At 61.1% G+C, this 17,072-nt stretch carries 13 protein-coding genes and 1 pseudogene; 9 read left to right on the top strand and 5 right to left on the bottom strand.

From position 1 onward, the window contains the following. Positions 1–84: 84 nt before the first annotated feature. Positions 85–1,575, bottom strand: a complete 1,491-nt coding sequence (locus J1D76_RS05330) for an aldehyde dehydrogenase family protein (protein ID WP_421137354.1) — start codon at positions 1,573–1,575, stop codon at positions 85–87. A 552-nt stretch (positions 1,576–2,127) separates the two neighbouring features. Between J1D76_RS05330 and peaA the strand changes: the two genes are divergently transcribed. The 4 genes from peaA (at position 2,128) to peaD (ending at position 6,688) form a co-directional block, all read left to right on the top strand. Continuing rightward, entirely contained in the window at positions 2,128–3,708 is a 1,581-nt protein-coding gene (peaA, locus tag J1D76_RS05325; RefSeq protein WP_421137353.1) for a quinohemoprotein amine dehydrogenase subunit alpha, read from the top strand. An 81-nt stretch (positions 3,709–3,789) separates the two neighbouring features. Further along, a complete protein-coding gene (gene peaB, locus J1D76_RS05320) occupies positions 3,790–5,220 on the top strand; it encodes a quinohemoprotein amine dehydrogenase maturation protein (protein WP_421137352.1) in 1,431 nt (476 codons plus the stop codon). A 1-nt stretch (position 5,221) separates the two neighbouring features. After that, complete coding sequence (qhpC, locus tag J1D76_RS05315; protein WP_007971075.1) at positions 5,222–5,545, top strand: quinohemoprotein amine dehydrogenase subunit gamma; 324 nt, start codon at positions 5,222–5,224, stop codon at positions 5,543–5,545. 24 nt (positions 5,546–5,569) lie between these two features. Beyond that, entirely contained in the window at positions 5,570–6,688 is a 1,119-nt protein-coding gene (gene peaD, locus J1D76_RS05310) for a quinohemoprotein amine dehydrogenase subunit beta (protein ID WP_421137351.1), read from the top strand. Positions 6,689–6,808: 120 nt separating this feature from the next. On the opposite strand, the gene J1D76_RS05305 is transcribed toward peaD, so the two are convergent. After that, complete coding sequence (locus J1D76_RS05305; protein ID WP_421137350.1) at positions 6,809–7,210, bottom strand: lysozyme inhibitor LprI family protein; 402 nt, start codon at positions 7,208–7,210, stop codon at positions 6,809–6,811. 63 nt (positions 7,211–7,273) lie between these two features. Beyond that, positions 7,274–7,672: a GFA family protein gene (locus tag J1D76_RS05300; protein ID WP_421137349.1), complete on the bottom strand. Its 399-nt coding sequence runs from the start codon at positions 7,670–7,672 to the stop codon at positions 7,274–7,276. Positions 7,673–7,870: 198 nt separating this feature from the next. Here J1D76_RS05300 and J1D76_RS05295 point away from each other — a divergent pair, with 198 nt between their 5' ends. Then, positions 7,871–8,350: an SRPBCC family protein gene (locus J1D76_RS05295; protein WP_421137348.1), complete on the top strand. Its 480-nt coding sequence runs from the start codon at positions 7,871–7,873 to the stop codon at positions 8,348–8,350. Positions 8,351–8,638: 288 nt separating this feature from the next. On the opposite strand, the gene inhA is transcribed toward J1D76_RS05295, so the two are convergent. Continuing rightward, positions 8,639–9,325 (bottom strand): isonitrile hydratase, encoded by a 687-nt coding sequence (gene inhA, locus J1D76_RS05290; protein WP_421137347.1) that lies wholly within the window; start codon positions 9,323–9,325, stop codon positions 8,639–8,641. An 89-nt stretch (positions 9,326–9,414) separates the two neighbouring features. Here inhA and J1D76_RS05285 point away from each other — a divergent pair, with 89 nt between their 5' ends. Then, entirely contained in the window at positions 9,415–10,398 is a 984-nt protein-coding gene (locus tag J1D76_RS05285; protein WP_421137346.1) for a GlxA family transcriptional regulator, read from the top strand. 242 nt (positions 10,399–10,640) lie between these two features. Here J1D76_RS05285 and J1D76_RS05280 read toward each other — a convergent pair whose 3' ends face one another. After that, positions 10,641–12,467: a glycoside hydrolase family 15 protein gene (locus J1D76_RS05280; protein ID WP_421137345.1), complete on the bottom strand. Its 1,827-nt coding sequence runs from the start codon at positions 12,465–12,467 to the stop codon at positions 10,641–10,643. 234 nt (positions 12,468–12,701) lie between these two features. Here J1D76_RS05280 and J1D76_RS05275 point away from each other — a divergent pair. The 3 genes and pseudogenes from J1D76_RS05275 to J1D76_RS05265 form a co-directional block, all read left to right on the top strand. After that, a pseudogene (locus J1D76_RS05275) lies at positions 12,702–13,016 on the top strand (ornithine monooxygenase); the annotation flags it as partial. A gap of 506 nt (positions 13,017–13,522) precedes the next feature. Further along, entirely contained in the window at positions 13,523–16,237 is a 2,715-nt protein-coding gene (mgtA, locus tag J1D76_RS05270; protein ID WP_421137344.1) for a magnesium-translocating P-type ATPase, read from the top strand. A 352-nt stretch (positions 16,238–16,589) separates the two neighbouring features. Continuing rightward, positions 16,590–16,991 carry a chemotaxis protein CheY gene (locus J1D76_RS05265; protein WP_421137343.1) on the top strand — a complete coding sequence of 134 codons (402 nt, stop codon included), beginning with the start codon at positions 16,590–16,592 and terminating at the stop codon, positions 16,989–16,991. Positions 16,992–17,072 lie beyond the last annotated feature (81 nt).

The following is a 17,072-nucleotide window of genomic DNA, read 5'->3' as shown; positions in this document are numbered from 1 at the left end:
GCTGGCAAGCCAGCTCCTACAGAGAAACGCGTTCCAATGTAGGCGCGAGCCTGCTCGCGAAGACGGCCTAAAGCGCGCCGCCAATCACAACTTGATCAACACCGACTTCAACTCGGTGTAATGCTCGATCGCCGCATACCCCATCTCACGCCCGACCCCGGACATCTTGTAGCCGCCGAACGGCAGCGCCGGGTCCAGGGCGCTGTGGCAATTGACCCACACCGAACCCGACTTGATGCGCGGGACCATCCGGTGCACCGCCGCCAGGTCATTGGACCAGATACTCGCTCCCAAACCGTAGGGGCTGTCATTGGCCATGCGCAACGCATCGGCTTCATCGTCGAACGGAATCGCTACCAACACCGGCCCGAAAATCTCTTCCTGCACCAACGAATGCTTCTGATCGACGTCGACGATCACCGTCGGCTTGACGAAGAACCCCGGCCCGAACTGCTCGCCGCCGCACGCGATGGTCGCGCCACTTTCCCGGCCCTTTTCGATGTAGCCGTAGACACGCTCTTGCTGGCGCGCTGAAATCAGCGGCCCCATCTCGACACTCGGGTCCAGGCCGTTGCCGAGTTTCATGGCGTTGGCGATATCACTGATGTCCGCCACCACATTGTCGAAATGCTTGCGCTGCACATACAGCCTGGAACCTGCGCAGCAAACCTGGCCCTGGTTGAAGAAAATCGCGCTGGCAGCCCCGGCCGCAGCGGTTTTCAGGTCGGCGTCGGCCATGACGATGGTCGGTGATTTGCCGCCCAGTTCCAGGGTGACCCGGGTCATGGAATCCATGGCGATCTTGCCGATCTGCTTGCCCACGGCGGTGGAGCCGGTGAAAGTCAGCTTGTCCACCAGCGGGTTGTGGGTCAGGGCGGAGCCGGCGGTGATGCCAGTGCCGGTGACCACGTTGAACACGCCTTCTGGGTAGCCGGCCTCCAACACCAGTTCGGCGAGTTTCAACGCGGTCAGCGGGGTTTCGTCGGCGGGCTTGAGCACCACGGTGCAGCCGGTGGCGAGCGCCGGGCCGAGTTTCCAGCAGGCCAGCAGCAGCGGGAAGTTCCAGGCGACGATGGCGCCGACCACGCCGACCGCTTCGCGCCTTATGAAGCTGTGGAACTGGTCGTTAGGCATCAGCGGAACCGACACATCAACCGTCGAGCCTTCGATCTTGGTCGCCCAACCGGCCATGTAGCGCAGGAAGTCGATGGCCAGTTGCACGTCCATCACTTGCGCGACCACCGCACTTTTACCGTTGTTCAGGCATTCCAGTTGCGCGAGCAATTCGGCGTCGCGCTGCATCAGGTCGGCGAGTTTCCACAACAGGTTCTGCCGCTCCCGGGGGCGGGTGCGGGTCCAGGCCGAGTCGTCGAACGCCTGGCGAGCGGCGAGCACCGCACGGTCGACGTCTTCCGGCGTTGCCCGTGGCACCAGGCACAACACCTCGCCGGTGGCCGGGTTGTGCAGGGCCATGGTCTGGCCGTCGGCGGCCTCGACCCAGTCACCGCCGATCAGCATGCGCGGGGCACGCTGGATGAATGCCGATACGGCAGGAAGCACATTGGGAAGCGACATGTTGAAACCTCGTCTTGTTCGTGTGGCGAGGTCTTCGCAACGGTTGTGCCAGTTTGCCCAAAGTGCCGTGTTTGCAGGCTTGGGCGGAAAAAGCGGCTCATGAACGAGCGCAAGACTGTCGCAAACTGAGACGCCGCTGACACACTCGTTGCGCCCCTGTAGGAGCTGGCTTGCCAGCGATGGACTCCAATGCGCCGCGTTTATCCAGTCATTACGCGTTTTCGTTAACGACCATCGCTGGCAAGCCAGCTCCTACAAAAGCCGGGTGAATTGATAGATGGTCATCCGCCCGCCGCACGCTTACCTATGCTTGTCTCAGGCTGAAACAGTTGTCGCGAAATTAAACGTGGAACGCAGGCGACAAGACTGGCAAAACACCGGCCTTTATCAGCAACTCATTGATTAATTGAGGTATTCGTAAGCTGGCACGCTCCGTGTATTGCTCATCGCAGACGTTTCTCTTGCCTCCGTCAGCGGCTTGCCGCCGACGGCAGAAACCATAAAAACGATAAGCCACAACAATAAGAACGCACCGTGCGAGGTTCGACGTTGATGAAGAGAAAACTCCGATCAGGCATGAGCGCCAGCCTGCTGGCCGTAGCCGCTTGTGTAGCGCTGCATTCGCCTCACAGCCTGGCAGCCCGCGACGCCCAGACCATCCTCAAGGAAACCTGTCAGGGCTGTCACACCCCCGAAGCCGATAACGCCCTGAGCCGCATCAGCCACCAGCGCAAGACACCGGAAGGCTGGCTGATGAGCATCGCCCGCATGCAGACCATGCATGGTTTGCAGATCAGCGATGATGACCGTCGTACGCTGGTCAAGTACCTGGCCGACACCCAGGGCCTGGCGCCGAGCGAAACCGACGGCGTGCGCTATGCGCTGGAACGCCGGCTCAACACGGTTGAGCACTTCGACGACCAGACCAGCCAGATGTGCGGTCGTTGCCACTCCGGTGCGCGGATCGCCCTGCAACGGCGGCCGGCGCAGGAGTGGGAACGCCTGGTGAACTTCCACCTCGGCCAGTGGCCGTCGCTGGAATACCAGGCGCTGGCCCGGGACCGCGACTGGTTCGACATCGCCCGCAAGGACATGGTGCCGCTGCTGGCCAAGCGTTATCCGCTGGACAACCCGGCCTGGAAAAAATGGCAGAGCGTGGCGCCCAAAGCCGAGACGCTGGTGGGCGACTGGAGCTTCAGCGGTCACTTGCCGGGCAAGGGTGAACTGGCGGGTGTGATGAGCATCAACGCCGACGGCAGCGACACCTTCAAGGTCAGCATCAAGGGCCAATACGCCGATGGCAGCCCGTTCAACGGCGACGGTAGCGCGATTCTCTACACCGGCTACGAATGGCGCGGCAACGTGACCATCGATGGCGTGACCCTGCGCCAGGTGTTCGCTGCCCAAGGCAATGCGATGCAGGGCCGGATGTTCGAGGCCGAGCACGATGAGCGCGGCCTGGACTTCGTTGCCGCCAAGCAAGGTTCCAAGCGTTTGCTGGCGGTGCAGCCGGGTTATCTGAAGGCCGGCAGCGAAACCGAAGTGACCCTGGTCGGCAGCGGCCTGAATGGCAAGCCCGACTTCGGCAAAGGCGTGGAAGTGCTCGAAGTGGTCTCGCAGAGCCCGGAACAAATCAAAGTCAAACTCAGGGCTGCGGCCAATGCCCAACCGGGCGTGCGCGCCGTCACCCTCGGCGCATTGAAAGGCCCGAGCCTGTCGGTCTACAGCAAGATCGATGCGGTCAAGGTGATACCTGAGTTTTCGGTAGCGCGGATCGGCGAGGGCGGCGGTTCGACGCCGAAAGTCCAGGGCCGTTTTGACGCGGAAGCCTGGGGCAAGGGCGCCGATGGCAAGCCGTACCGCATCGGCGTGTTCCCGGCACAGTGGACAGTCGAAGCCTTCGACGACCGCGCCAAGGAAGATGAAGACGTCAAGTTCGCCGGCACCATGCAGGCCGACGCGGGCGTGTTCACACCGGGCGATGCCGGGCCGAACCCGGCGCGCAAGATGTCCACCAACAACGCCGGCAATCTCAAGGTGATCGCCGCCGTCGACGACGCAGGGAAATCCCTGTCCGGCGAAGGCCACATGATCGTGACCGTGCAACGCTGGAACAATCCACCCATTCCTTGAGTTGACTGATCGTCAGCGATTCAGACACTTTTTCGGAATGATCGCAGGCCCTCAAAGCAGGGACTGCACAGGAGGTTGGCAATGGGCGCTATCTTGAATCTGGTCGAACGCAACCTGCACGAAGTGCAGGTCGATGCCGACCGCATGTTGTTTCATATTCCCAGCAGTTCGCTGTTCGCCAGCGATGAACTGACGGGCACCATCATCGATACGTTGCGCGGGCCAGGTTGTTCCTCGGACGACCTGATCCAGCGCCTGGCCGCGCGTTTCAACGGTGAGGAAATCACCGAGACGCTGCGCGAGCTGATGGCCCTGGAACTGGTCAGCGACGGCTCGCCGCTGACCCCGGACATCGCCACCAAACGCGTCGAGCGCACGGCGATCAATACCGTGGTGTTGAACGTCAACACCGGCTGCAACCTGAGTTGCACGTATTGCTACAAGGAAGACCTCGACAAACCGTCTGCCGGCAAGAAGATGGACGTCGAAACGGCGATTGCCTCGGTGGAAATGCTGCTGCGCGAATCCCCGGATGAAGAGCGTTTCACCGTGGTGTTCTTCGGCGGCGAACCGCTGAGCAACCGCAAGCTGATCGAGTACATGGTCGACTACTGCGAGAAGCGTTTTCGCGAGGCGGGCAAGTTCGTCGAATTCGTCATGACCACCAACGCCACGCTGCTCACCGAAGACACCGTGGACTATCTCAACGCCCACCGTTTTGGGTTGTCCGTGAGTATCGACGGACCGAAGACCGTGCACGACCGCAACCGCATCACCGTGGGCGGCCAGGGCACCTACGACGTGGTGCGGCGCAAGGCCGAAATGCTGCTGTCGCGCTACAACAGCCGTCCGGTCGGCGCTCGCGTCACGCTCACCACCGGCGTCACCGATGTCGAAACCATCTGGGATCACCTGTTCAACGAACTGGGTTTTGCCGAAGTCGGCTTCGCCCCGGTGACCTCCGGCGATATCAGCAGCTTCAACCTCACCAGCGACGAGCTGATCGAAGTCTTCGCCAGCATGAAACGCCTCGGTCGGCGTTACCTGGAAGCGGCGCTGGAACACCGCAACATTGGTTTCTCCAACCTGCACCAATTGATCACCGACATCCACGAAGGCCACAAGAAAGCCCTGCCATGTGGCGCGGGCCTGAAGATGCTGGCGGTGGATCACAAGGGCGAGCTGAACCTGTGCCACCGCTTTACCGGGTCCAGCCTGCCGACCTTCGGCAACGTCCACAGCGGCGTGAAACAGGTGGCGTTGAACGACTTCCTGTCCCAGCGCCTGGACCGTACCAACACCGGCTGCGAAGACTGCCAGATCCGCAACCTGTGTTCCGGCGGCTGCTACCACGAGAGCTACGCCCGCTACGGCGACCCGACGCACCCAACCTATCACTACTGCGAACTGATGCGTGACTGGGTCGACTTCGGCATCGAGGTCTACACCCGGATCATGGCCAATAACCCTGCGTTCATCAGCAGCTACATCACTCCGCGCAAGGCTCACTGATATGAAACATCTCAAGGCAATCAATAACAAAGCGTTGAAGCTGGATCAGGCCGCGGACGAGAACCGCATTGAAGAAGTGGTGGCCATGAGTTCGGTCGCGGGCTGTGCCTCGACCACGGATCCGGGCTGGGAAATCGATGCATTTGGCGGTGTGTCGTCGTTGTGCCAGCCGATGGAGGCCGATCTCTACGGTTGCTCCGATCCGTGCTGGTGGCCGGCCCAGGTGCCGGACATGATGAGCACCTACCCGGACTGGAACAAGGATGCCCAGGCGTCCAACGAAAACTGGCGCAACCTCGGCACTGTCTTCCCCAAGGACAAGTGATCAGATAATAAGAAGGATTCCAGCATGCACAGCATCAAAGCCTGCGGCCTGGCCGCTTTCGCCCTCCTGAGCAGCTGTTCGCTCAGTGTCCTGGCCGATGAAAACAGCGCGTTGCAAGACGGTCACGAGTACATGTTGACCACCAATTATCCGAACAACCTGAACGTGATCGACCTGGCCACCGACAGCCTGTTCAAGACCTGCAAGATGCCCGACGCCTTCGGCCCCGGCACCGTGCAACTGTCGCCGGACCGCAAGACCGCCTACGTGCTGAACAATCACTACGCGGATGTCTACGGCGTCGAGCTGGACAATTGCAAGCAGGTGTTCCACGCCAGCATCACCCAGAAGCCGGGGGAGAAAGCCAAGTCGATGTTCGCCTTCACCCTCAGTCATGACGGCAAGGAACTGTTCACCATCGCCAACCCGACGCTGATGATGAACGATCACTACGAAGTGCAGCCGCCGCGGCTCGATGTGTACAAGACTGACGCCGGGATGGACGCCAGGCCGGTGCGCAGTTTCCCGGCGCCGCGCCAGTTGACCATCATGCAGAGTGGCGACGACGGCACCTTGTACGTGGCGGGGGCGGACGTCTACAAGGTCAATGTGCAAACCGGCAAGTTCGACGTGCTGATCCCCAGCCGCCACTGGAAACGCCCGAACTACAGCGCGCCGGACGTGCTCTACGTGTGGAACCAGCAGACGTATCGACATGACTTCTCGCTGCTCTACACCGCCGCGAAGTTCAAGGACAAGAAACAGGACCCGGCCACCGCCGAATACCTCTACGGCCTGTTCAGCGTCGACCTGAAGACCGGCAAGACCGAATCCACCGACTTCGGGCCGCTGACCGAAATCTATTTCAGCGGCATGCGCTCGCCCAAGGACCCGAACCTGATGTTTGGCGTGCTCAACCGCCTGGCCAAGTACGACATCAAGCAGAAAAAGATGCTCCAGTCCGCCACGCTTGATCACTCGTACTACTGCATTTCCTTCAACAAGGACGGCAGCAAGATCTACCTGGCGGGCACGTTCAACGATGTGGCGATCTTTGATGCCGACAGCCTGAAACAGATCGGCAGCATCAAGATGCCCGGTGGCGACATGGCGATTACCACGGCGCAGGTGTTTGTCCGGTAATTGCGGTGCCTGAACTGACGCCTTCGCCGGCAAGCCGGCTCCTACAGTATTTTGTGAGCGTTACACATCTGCTGTAGGAGCGGGCTTGCCCGCGAAGAAGCCCTCAAAGGCACTGAAAATTCAAACCCCCGGCACCGGGCAACTCATGTCGCCCTCCTGGCACTTCAGGTAATTCTTGAAGGTCTGCACCCGCGCCTTGGTCAGCTCGGTGGTGCAGTTGCTGTAGATCAGCGGGAACACACTCCCGCCGTCCACCCCGGAGGCCGAGAATTTGCACTCGGCATCGCGGAATGCCACCCACGACCGCTGCGCACCCACCAGCAGTTTCTTGCTGACCGGGTTGCTCTTGAGGCGAGTGGTGATCTGTTGATACAGCGTATTCAGTTCCTTATCGGCGGCCGCATTTTGCTGCGCTGCGCACTGGTTCAACGTCGCCTGGTCGCTGGCGTTGTCGCAGTCCAGGGCGAAGGCCATGGGGGTGAACAGTAGCGGTGTCAGGGCCAATAGAAAGCGTGGGTTCATGCTGGATTACTCCCTGTGATCGACGGTAGAGGTGCAGTGTAACGTTGCGCTGCGTTCAGCCCGTCACGCCTGCCACTCCAGATGTTTTTCGACCGCCGTGCAGGCAAGCCAGGGCACATCGTGGGAGGTCCAGATATGCGCCTGGGGCGTCATCTGCGGATCGCTGTCCAGTGTCGCCACACGCACAATCACGTGCGGTTGGGCCGGCCGTTCAGCGATCAGGTGTGAGCCACAGACCGAACAGAACACGCGAAACTTGCCCGGCGACGATTCGTAGCGACTCAGGCGATCCTGGCCTTTGGTCCAGCGAAAATGCTCGCGCATGACCCCCGCAGTCGATGCAAACGCCGCCGCGTGAGCCTTGCGGCAGGTGTGGCAATGGCAGTGACTGATGGGCATGTCGAGGCGATCGAGTTGGTATTCGACGGTTTTACACAGGCAGCTGCCGTGCAGTTTTTTCATGGAGAACTCCTTTTCCCGGCGATTTCGAGGAAGAACCTTAGCACTTTCGCTGTGCAGGCCAGGTTTTTGCCCCAGAACTTATCTCCGAAAATGCAGCCGAATATCCTGGACAGGGTTGAATGCATTTGCCGATGGGTACAACTTTAGGGTTGGTCTTATGGTCTTACTGACCTACTGTTCAAATACAGGAGGTGACTTATGAACCCAGCATCTGATCGCATCGAAAGGAAAATCCTGCTCAAGGCCAAGCGTTCACAGGTCTGGCGCGTGGTGGCCAATGCCGAAGTGTTCGGACAGTGGTTTGGCGTGGCGCTGGAGGGCAAGCGATTTGTTGCCGGCGAGTGGACCCAGGGGCAGATAACCTACCCCGGTTACGAGCATTTACGCTGGAACGTGCTGGTCGAGCGGGTCGAGCCGGAGCGCTTGTTTTCGTTTCGCTGGCACCCGTACGCCGTGAACCCGGAAGTCGATTATTCCCAGGAACCCACCACCCTGGTGAAATTCGAACTGGAAGACATGGACAACGGCACCTTGCTCAAGGTCTCCGAGTCCGGTTTCGACCATGTTCCCCAGGCCCGTCGCGAGAAGGCTTTCCGCATGGACAGCCGCGGCTGGGAAGAGCAAATGAACAACATCGAGCAGTTCTTGATCGAAAGCGCCAAGTCCCACGAGCAGTGACAGCATCAAGGGTGACCTGAGCCATCTAAGGGTTTTCGGAAGGTGGCTTATAGCGAATGTCTTACGCGCGATGGTAGTGATGTCGCCTGTTGCAGATTGGATCCGATGCGTATTCTGGCCTCACCCACTGAAGCACAGGATGTGCTCAGGATCATGGATGATCGGCCATATGCAAGGAACGCTACGACAAGGAGTCGTCATGGTCTTGGAAAAACCCGCTTCGGCGGGTTTTTTTGTGGGCGCAAGAAAAAAACACGGCAGCAGGAACACGGTTCCCGCTGCCTTTTTTTACTGAAGATCCAGCCTTGCCGCCGCGCGCTCGGTAATTTGCGTGCGCAGTTTCAACGAGCCGGCCGCCCGCTGACGCGCCGCTTCCAGCACGCTGGCGGGGGCCGTTTGAGGGCTGCCCGCAGCAAACGGTGGGGCCGGGGCGTATTCGAGTTGCAACTGCACCAACTCGGCGGTGGCCTGGTCGAACAGCTCGGCGGCCAGGGTCAGGGCGAAGTCGATACCGGCAGTGATGCCGCCACCGGTCAACAGGTTGCCGTCGCGAACCACCCGATCTTGCACCGGGATGGCGCCCAGCGGCTTGAGCAGTTCGTGATACGCCCAGTGCGTGGTGGCGCGCTTGCCCTTGAGCAATCCCGCTGCGCCCAATACCAACGAGCCGGTGCACACCGACGTGACGTACCGCGCGTTGGCGGCCTGGACCTTGAGAAAGTCCAGGGTTTGCTCATCTTCCATCAATGGCCCGACACCGCCGCCACCGGGCACGCAGATCACGTCCAGTGCCGGGCAATCCTCGAAAGTGGTAGTCGGTTTCAACACCAGTCCGGTGCTGGCGGTGACCGGCATCAGGTCTTTCCAGACCAGATGCACGTTCACATCCGGCAGCGACGCCAGGACGTCATAGGGGCCGGTCAGGTCCAGTTGCTGAACCTGCGGAAACAACAGAAAACCGATCTGCAACGTCATGGTGTTTTGCTCATGAAGTGGGGTGGACGGTTTGACTGTAGCCTCGTAGGCTTTGGCGTATACGCCAATCTCCCCACGAATTACGCCAAATGTCGAAAATCATCCATGTACTTGCGTTCGCCAACGTGCAATTGCTCGACGTCACCGGGCCGTTGCAGGTATTCGCCTCGGCCAACGACATCGCCCGCCAGCGAGGGTTACCGCCGCCCTATGTGCCCACGATGATCGCCAGCGGCGGCGGGGCGGTGATGTCGTCGGCGGGGCTGGCGCTGTTGGCCGAACCGCTACCGGAGGAGGGCACCGATACCTTGATTATCGCCGGTGGCTGGGGGGTCTACGCGGCGGCAGACGATGTGCCGCTGGTCACTTGGGTGCGCGAACATGCCCGGGGTTGCCGACGGGTTTCCTCGGTGTGCACCGGCGCGTTCCTGCTGGCGGCCAGTGGCTGGCTCGATGGCCGGCGCGTGGTCACCCATTGGACCCGTTGCGAGCAATTGGCGCAGCAATACCCACGTTTGCAAGTCGAGCCCAACCCGATCTTCATCAACGACGGCCCGGTCTGGACTTCGGCGGGGGTGACGGCCGGCATCGACCTGGCGTTGGCCATGGTCGAACAAGACCTGGGGCGCAACATGGCCCTGGAAGTGGCGCGGCAACTGGTGGTGTTTCTCAAGCGCCCGGGCGGTCAGTCGCAATTCAGCGTGACCCTGTCCCTGCAAAAAGAAGGCAATCGTTTCGATGAACTGCATGCCTGGATCAGCGAGAACCTCACCCACGACCTTGGCATCCCGACCCTGGCCTCGCAGGCCGGCATGAGCGAACGCAGCTTCGTACGCCATTACCGCGCCGACACCGGCCAGACCCCGGCCCGGGCCATAGAGCTGATTCGCGTCGAAACGGCGCGGCGCCTGCTCAGCGACACCGGCGTGCCCATCAAGCGAGTGGCGGTGCAATGCGGTTTCGGCAGCGAGGAAACCCTGCGCCGCAGCTTCCTGCGGGCCATGGGCGTGACGCCGCAGGCTTATCGCGAGCGGTTTTCGGTCAGTGCCGCAGCCGATCCAGCAGTGCTTTGAGTGTGGCTTCTGGTGCTTCTTCGGGAATGTTGTGGCCCACCCGACCGCACAATCGTAGCCACACAGGGACGCTTGCTGGAGGCTTGCTCCCGCTGGGTTGTGAAACAACCCTCGTGAGTTGAAGGCGTGATCTGTCAGGTGACTGTTGCTTAACCAGTTTGCGACTGCTGCGCAGCCGAGCGGGAGCAAGCTCCCTCGCCACAGGTGCCAGGTGTCAGGGGATGTCCAGGTTTGATAAGCGCTCACGGCTGCCAGACATTTTTCTCCCCACTCAAGCGCCGATCCAGAAAACACGCCGCGCTGATCAACGCCAGGTGCGTCAGTGCCTGCGGTGTATTACCCATATGTCGTCCATGGCTGTCGAACTCTTCGGCATACAGGCCCAGCGGGTTGGCGTAGCGCAGCAGTTGTTCGAACTCCAGGTGGGCCTTGTCGAGCTGGCCGGCGCGGGCCAGGCATTCGACGTACCAGAATGAGCAGGCGGCGAAGGCGCCTTCGCTGCCGTGCAGGCCGTCGATCTGGCTGTCGTCGTTACGGTAGCGGTAGACCATGCCGTCGCGCACCAGGCTTTTTTCAATGGCTTGCAGCGTTGCCAGCCAGCGCGGGTCGCGGGCGCTGACGAAACGCACCAACGGCATCAGCAGCATTGAGCCGTCGAGGCCGGTGCCGCCGATGTGCTGGACGAAATGCCCGCGTTCCTCGTTCCAGAAATTCTCCCAGATGTCGGCGTAGATCGCCTGGCGAGTCTGGTCCCACCGCGCAAACGGGGCGGGCAGCGAGCGCTTGGACGCGAGGCGGATAGCGCGGTCCAAAGCCACCCAACACATCAGCCGAGAATGCAGGAAATGGTATTGCTCGCCGCGCATTTCCCAAATGCCGACGTCCTTTTGCTCCCAGGTTTCGCAAACCTGGTCGACCACCTCCACGGTGTGTCTCCAGCCCTCATGGGAGATGGCTTCGCCGTATTTGTTGACCAGGTAGATCGCGTCCATCAGCTCACCAAAGATATCCAGCTGGACCTGTCCATATGCCTGGTTACCGATGCGCACCGGTTGCGCGCCGCCATGGCCGCACAGGTGCGCCAACTCGATCTCCGGCAACTCCTGGCGACCGTCGATGGCGTAGAGGATGTTCAACTTCATCGCCTTGCCCTGGCAGTCGCTGACCCGCCCGCGCAACCAGCGCATGTAGGCGTTGGCTTCCTCGACGAAGCCCAGGCGCATGAACGCGTAGACGGTGAACGAAGCATCGCGAATCCAGGTGAAGCGATAGTCCCAGTTGCGTTCACCGCCGGGGCTTTCCGGCAGGCCGAAGGTGGCGGCGGCGAGAATTGCGCCGTGTTTGCGCGAGGTCAGCAGCTTCATCGCCAGGGCCGAGCGATTGACCATCTCGCGCCAGCGGCCACGGTAGTTGGACTGGCCGATCCAGTCGCGCCAGAACTTCAGGGTGCGAGTCAGGCACAGGTCGGCGGCACCTTCCTTGAAGCGCGGATCGTCAGGTGTGCCGAGCAGGAACTGGGCGGTCTGGTCTTGCTCAAGGGTGAACTGCGCGACCGCCGCATTGGCATCGAGGTGCATGGCTAGATCGGCGCGCAGTCGCAGGGGTGGCAGATCATTGGCCTCGAAGATCACATCGTCTTTATCCAGGCGTGCGCGGGTGCTGGCGCGAGCGTAGTCATGGCGCACGGCGCAGCGCATGTGGAACGTGGCACGGCCGCTGACCACACGGATCCGCCGCATCAACAGCGGCAAGTCATCCTCGGTATCGCCGACGGGCAGCAGGTCGGTCATCTCGACCACGGCGCGATCGCTGAGCCAGCGAGTCCGCAGCACATTGGTGTCGGGCAGGTAGATCTGTTCACGGCGGGCGTCGGGCAAGTCCGGCGACAACTGGAAAATCCCCGCCTCGGGGGTGTCCAGCAGCGAACAGAAAATCGAGGGGCTGTCGAACTCCGGCCAGCAGAAAAAATCCACGCTGCCCTTGTCGTTGACCAACGCCGCACTGCGCATGTCGCCGATGATGCCGTGGGCGTCGATAGGGCTTTGGCGTTCGGGGTGATGATCAGCCATTGCGTGGAACTCCGGGAACGTGGGGCCTATGTAGCTGACTGGTTTGGGGCGGTGAGAGTTCATTTGGCGAAGGGAGGTGAGTTGTCGGGTCTGGCCCCATCGCGAGCAGGCTCGCTCCTACAAGGGGTTGTGTACACCGGCCATTGTGGTAGCGCGCCTGCTTGCGAAAGCGTCCTCCCGGACACCTCGGCTACAAAACCAACCGGCGCGAGCAGCCCGGCCGTCAGGTTGTGCATCGCCCGCCATGCGTTCCATACCCTGACCATCATTGAACGGGCCACCGCCCATGAACGCGGGGTCGAACTGGGGCTGCGCAACGACGCCAGCGGCGAGGTCTCGGTTCGTCATTACGACGCCGTGGTCCTGGCCACCGGTTACGAGCGCAAGTTGCTGGCGCCGCTGGAGGAATACCTGGGGGATTTCGAGGTGGATCGCAACTACAAGCTGATCGCCGATGAGCGCTGCAAGGCTGGCCTGTACAGGCAGGGTTTTTGCCAGGCCAGCCACGGGCTGAGCGATACCTTGCTGTCGATCCTGCCGATTCGGGCCGCGTATCAACGGTAGGAGCCGGCTTGCCGGCGAAGGGGCCTTCAGCCGCTGCACACATCCTGATTCCTGAACCCTTCCTGAAGAGCCCCAAGATACCCCCGGCAATATTTTGTATCGGGTTTACTCTGCAGATATCGGGGCGTAAGCTTCGCGCGTTTTCATCCATTACGGAGACCCACAGTGGGTACTTGTTCGAGTGACAGTTGTCGGCCGGTCTCGGTAACCGGCATTTTCTCGGCAAGATAACGCGCAGTCTCCTGTGCCGTTGTCTCGCCGACAAGCGAGCAGCGGCATCCCGATCATGGCCAATCCTGGCCGTGTCCCGACGTCCCTCTCATCGACGCTGAACAGTGCGTGGTTTCGACTTTTTGTCGTGGCCGCCGCTCTATCGACACGCCTGTCATTCGTGACCGGCGCGCCAGGCCTTGGCTTGCCGGTTGTTCCGGCGGCAGCGGCGCGGACCTGCCTGCTCAAGGGTTTCCCGGCTGACCAAAGGGGCACCAGCCATGAAACTTACCCTCAAGGAATTCTTCGCAGGTTTCCTGCGTACCCGCCACATCGCCCGGCACTTCCGTCGCCTGGCGTTGCTGGAAACCTTCACCGACACCACGGTCAGCCGTGAAGTCCCGCCCACCCTGGCACAAACCCTGGTGGCCGCTGCCGGCAGCGAAACGGGTCAACTGCTGAACTCGCTTGGCACGCATACCGACGGCTTGAGCGAAGTCGAAGCCGATGCCCTGCGCGAGCAATACGGCCTCAACGAAGTCGAGCACGAACAGCCGCTGCCTTGGTACGTGCACCTGTGGCACTGCTACAAAAACCCGTTCAACCTGCTGCTGACCTTGCTGGCGGTCATCTCGTGGCTGACCGAAGACATCAAGGCCGCCATCGTGATTTTCTCCATGGTGGTGCTCTCGACCTTGCTGCGTTTCTGGCAGGAAACCAAATCCAACCAGGCAGCCGATGCCTTGAAAGCCATGGTGAGCAACACCGCCACCGTGATGCGTCGTGACCTGGAAGACAAAAACGCCACACGCATCGAACTGCCGATCAAGCAACTGGTGCCGGGTGACCTGATCGTGTTGTCGGCCGGTGACATGATCCCCGCCGATTGCCGGGTGCTCAGTGCCAAGGACCTGTTCGTCAGCCAGGCGGCGATGACCGGTGAATCGATGCCGGTGGAAAAGTTTCCTCGTCAGCAGGACCGCGACACGCTCAATCCACTGGACCTGGACAACATCCTGTTCATGGGCACCAACGTGGTGTCCGGCACGGCGATGGCGGTGATTCTCACCACCGGCAATAGCACCTATTTCGGTGCGCTGGCCCAGCGCGTCGGCGCCACCGACCGGGCGCCGACATCGTTCCAGACCGGGGTCAACAAAGTCAGCTGGCTGCTGATCCGCTTCATGTTCGTCATGGCGCCGCTGGTGCTGTTCATCAACGGTTTCACCAAGGGTGACTGGACCGAAGCGCTGCTGTTCGCGTTGTCGATTGCCGTGGGCCTGACCCCGGAAATGCTGCCGATGATCGTCACCTCGACCCTGGCCAAGGGCGCGGTGTTTTTGTCGCGCAAGAAAGTCATCGTCAAACGCCTCGACGCCATCCAGAACTTTGGGGCGATGGACGTGCTGTGCACCGACAAGACCGGCACCCTGACCCAGGACAAGATCTTCCTGGCGCGCAACGTCGACGTCTGGGGTAACGACTCCGATGACGTGCTGGAAATGGCCTACCTCAACAGCTACTACCAGACCGGCCTGAAAAACCTGCTGGACGTGGCAGTGCTCGAGCACGTCGAAATCCACCGGGAATTGAAAGTCGGCACGGCGTTTCGCAAGGTCGACGAGATCCCGTTCGACTTCAATCGCCGGCGCATGTCGGTGGTGGTGGCTGAGCGTGACCAACCGCACCTGCTGATTTGCAAAGGCGCGGTGGAAGAAGTGTTGTCGGTGTGCGCGCGGGTGCGCCACGGCGAAAACGATGAGGCATTGACCGAAGAACTGCTGGCACGCATCCGTCAGGTGACTGCCACCTTCAACGCCGAGGGCCTGCGGGTGGTTGCCGTGGCTGCACGGCCAATGATCGAAGGCCGCGACACCTACAGCCTGGCCGATGAACAGGCGCTGACACTGATCGGCTACGTGGCGTTCCTCGATCCACCGAAAGAAAGCACCGCGCCCGCCCTCAAGGCCCTGGCCGCGCACGGGGTGGCGGTGAAAGTGTTGACCGGCGACAACGAACTGGTGACCGCGAAAATCTGCCGCGAAGTCGGCCTGGAACAACAAGGCCTGCTGATGGGCAACGACATCGAACGCATGAGCGATGCCGAACTGGCCAAAGCCGTGGAGACCACCAACGTCTTCGCCAAGCTGACCCCATCGCACAAGGAGCGCATCGTCCGCCTGCTCAAGGGCAATGGCCATGTGGTCGGGTTCATGGGCGACGGCATCAACGACGCCCCGGCCCTGCGCACCGCCGACATCGGCATTTCGGTGGACAGTGCGGTGGACATCGCCAAGGAAGCGGCCGACATCATCCTCCTGGAAAAGAGCCTGATGGTGCTGGAGGAGGGCGTGCTGGAAGGGCGTCGCACCTTCGCCAACATGCTCAAGTACATCAAGATGACTGCCAGCTCGAACTTCGGCAATGTGTTCTCGGTGCTGGTGGCCAGTGCGTTCATCCCGTTCCTGCCGATGCTGCCGATGCACCTGCTGGTACAGAACCTGCTCTACGACATTTCGCAGATCGCCATTCCGTTCGATAATGTCGACGACGAAATGCTCAAGCAGCCGCAGCGCTGGCAGCCGGCGGATGTCGGGCGCTTCATGCTGTTTTTCGGGCCGATCAGTTCGATCTTCGACATCACCACGTTCGCCTTGATGTGGTACGTGTTCGATGCCAACACCCCGGACCACCAGACCCTGTTCCAGTCGGGCTGGTTCGTGGTCGGGCTGCTGACCCAGACGCTGATCGTACACATGATCCGCACACCGAAGATCCCGTTCCTGCAAAGCCGCGCGGCCATGCCGTTGCTGGTGATGACCGGGTTGATCATGGCCGTGGGCATCTTCCTGCCGATGGGGCCGCTGGCGCACTACTTCAAATTGCAGGCGCTGCCATCGCTGTACTTCGTGTTCCTGCCGGTGATTCTGCTGGCGTACATGGCGCTGACCCAGGCGGTGAAGGGGTTCTACATTCGGCGGTTTGGCTGGCAATAATGCGGTGTGGCGCACACTAAAAATCTTTGTGGCGAGGGGGCTTGCCCCCGTTCGACCGCGTAGCAGTCGCAAAATCGGCGAGCGCGGTCTGCTGGAGGGGCTGCGTCGTCAGGTTTTGGGGCCGCTTCGTTGCCCAACGGGGACAAGCCCCCTCGCCACAGGGGATCGTGTGCTTTTGTGCGAGCACTCAACAACCTTAACCGTCAGCCACTCGAAGCCGAAATGCATCTGCATTTCCCCGCCGACGCGTCAGACCAACTCGCGGATATTTAGGAATAGTCCTACAGAAAGCGCCAGGGGTCTTCCGTAGGCTTTGCGACCTCTTGCAACCGACATCCTTCTGGAGGTCACCTTGTCGAACAAATCCCTGCGCATCCTGATCGCCGATGCGCAGCACTTCAATCGCCTGCGCATCGAGCGGTTGTTCAACCTGCTCGGTTATTTCCGGGTGGCGCCGGTGCACAGCCTCGAAGAACTGCTGAGGCTGGTGGAATACGGTTCGCAACCGCTGGACCTGGTGGTGGTCAATGGCGCTTTGGCCGGTGGATCGGTGAACCTGCGCTGCTTTTTCGCAGACAACGTGCAGGTTCGACAGGCCTTTATCTTCAACGCACAGCAGTCGACGTCGTCGGGCGTTGGAGGCAAGGTCCAGGTCAGTCAAACGGTTCTGCCTGACCTGGTGGCCATTTCGCAGTTGATCAGTGCCGTCGACCAGCGGCTGCCGTTCGTCGGGACTGTTATTTCTGTCAGGTAGTTTTCGCCCAACCTTTCATGCAAGAGTTCAAGCGCAGCGTTGTGCCTTACCGCAGCGGTGCCTGGGGGCATTGGCTGCCCG

This window comes from Pseudomonas sp. NFX15 (assembly GCF_049132105.1).
Taxonomy (GTDB): Bacteria; Pseudomonadota; Gammaproteobacteria; order Pseudomonadales; family Pseudomonadaceae; genus Aquipseudomonas.
The sequence above is the reverse complement of the archived record's forward strand: the minus strand, read 5'-3'. Positions and strand labels throughout refer to the sequence as shown.

Excerpts from the sequence above, each read along its gene's own strand:
- J1D76_RS05330 (WP_421137354.1), bottom strand. The coding sequence starts at position 1,575 with ATGTCGCTTCCCAATGTGCTTCCTGCCGTATCGGCATTCATCCAGCGT.
- peaA (WP_421137353.1), top strand. The coding sequence starts at position 2,128 with ATGAAGAGAAAACTCCGATCAGGCATGAGCGCCAGCCTGCTGGCCGTA.
- peaB (WP_421137352.1), top strand. The coding sequence starts at position 3,790 with ATGGGCGCTATCTTGAATCTGGTCGAACGCAACCTGCACGAAGTGCAG.
- qhpC (WP_007971075.1), top strand. The coding sequence starts at position 5,222 with ATGAAACATCTCAAGGCAATCAATAACAAAGCGTTGAAGCTGGATCAG.
- peaD (WP_421137351.1), top strand. The coding sequence starts at position 5,570 with ATGCACAGCATCAAAGCCTGCGGCCTGGCCGCTTTCGCCCTCCTGAGC.
- J1D76_RS05305 (WP_421137350.1), bottom strand. The coding sequence starts at position 7,210 with ATGAACCCACGCTTTCTATTGGCCCTGACACCGCTACTGTTCACCCCC.
- J1D76_RS05300 (WP_421137349.1), bottom strand. The coding sequence starts at position 7,672 with ATGAAAAAACTGCACGGCAGCTGCCTGTGTAAAACCGTCGAATACCAA.
- J1D76_RS05295 (WP_421137348.1), top strand. The coding sequence starts at position 7,871 with ATGAACCCAGCATCTGATCGCATCGAAAGGAAAATCCTGCTCAAGGCC.
- inhA (WP_421137347.1), bottom strand. The coding sequence starts at position 9,325 with ATGACGTTGCAGATCGGTTTTCTGTTGTTTCCGCAGGTTCAGCAACTG.
- J1D76_RS05285 (WP_421137346.1), top strand. The coding sequence starts at position 9,415 with ATGTCGAAAATCATCCATGTACTTGCGTTCGCCAACGTGCAATTGCTC.
- J1D76_RS05280 (WP_421137345.1), bottom strand. The coding sequence starts at position 12,467 with ATGGCTGATCATCACCCCGAACGCCAAAGCCCTATCGACGCCCACGGC.
- mgtA (WP_421137344.1), top strand. The coding sequence starts at position 13,523 with ATGAAACTTACCCTCAAGGAATTCTTCGCAGGTTTCCTGCGTACCCGC.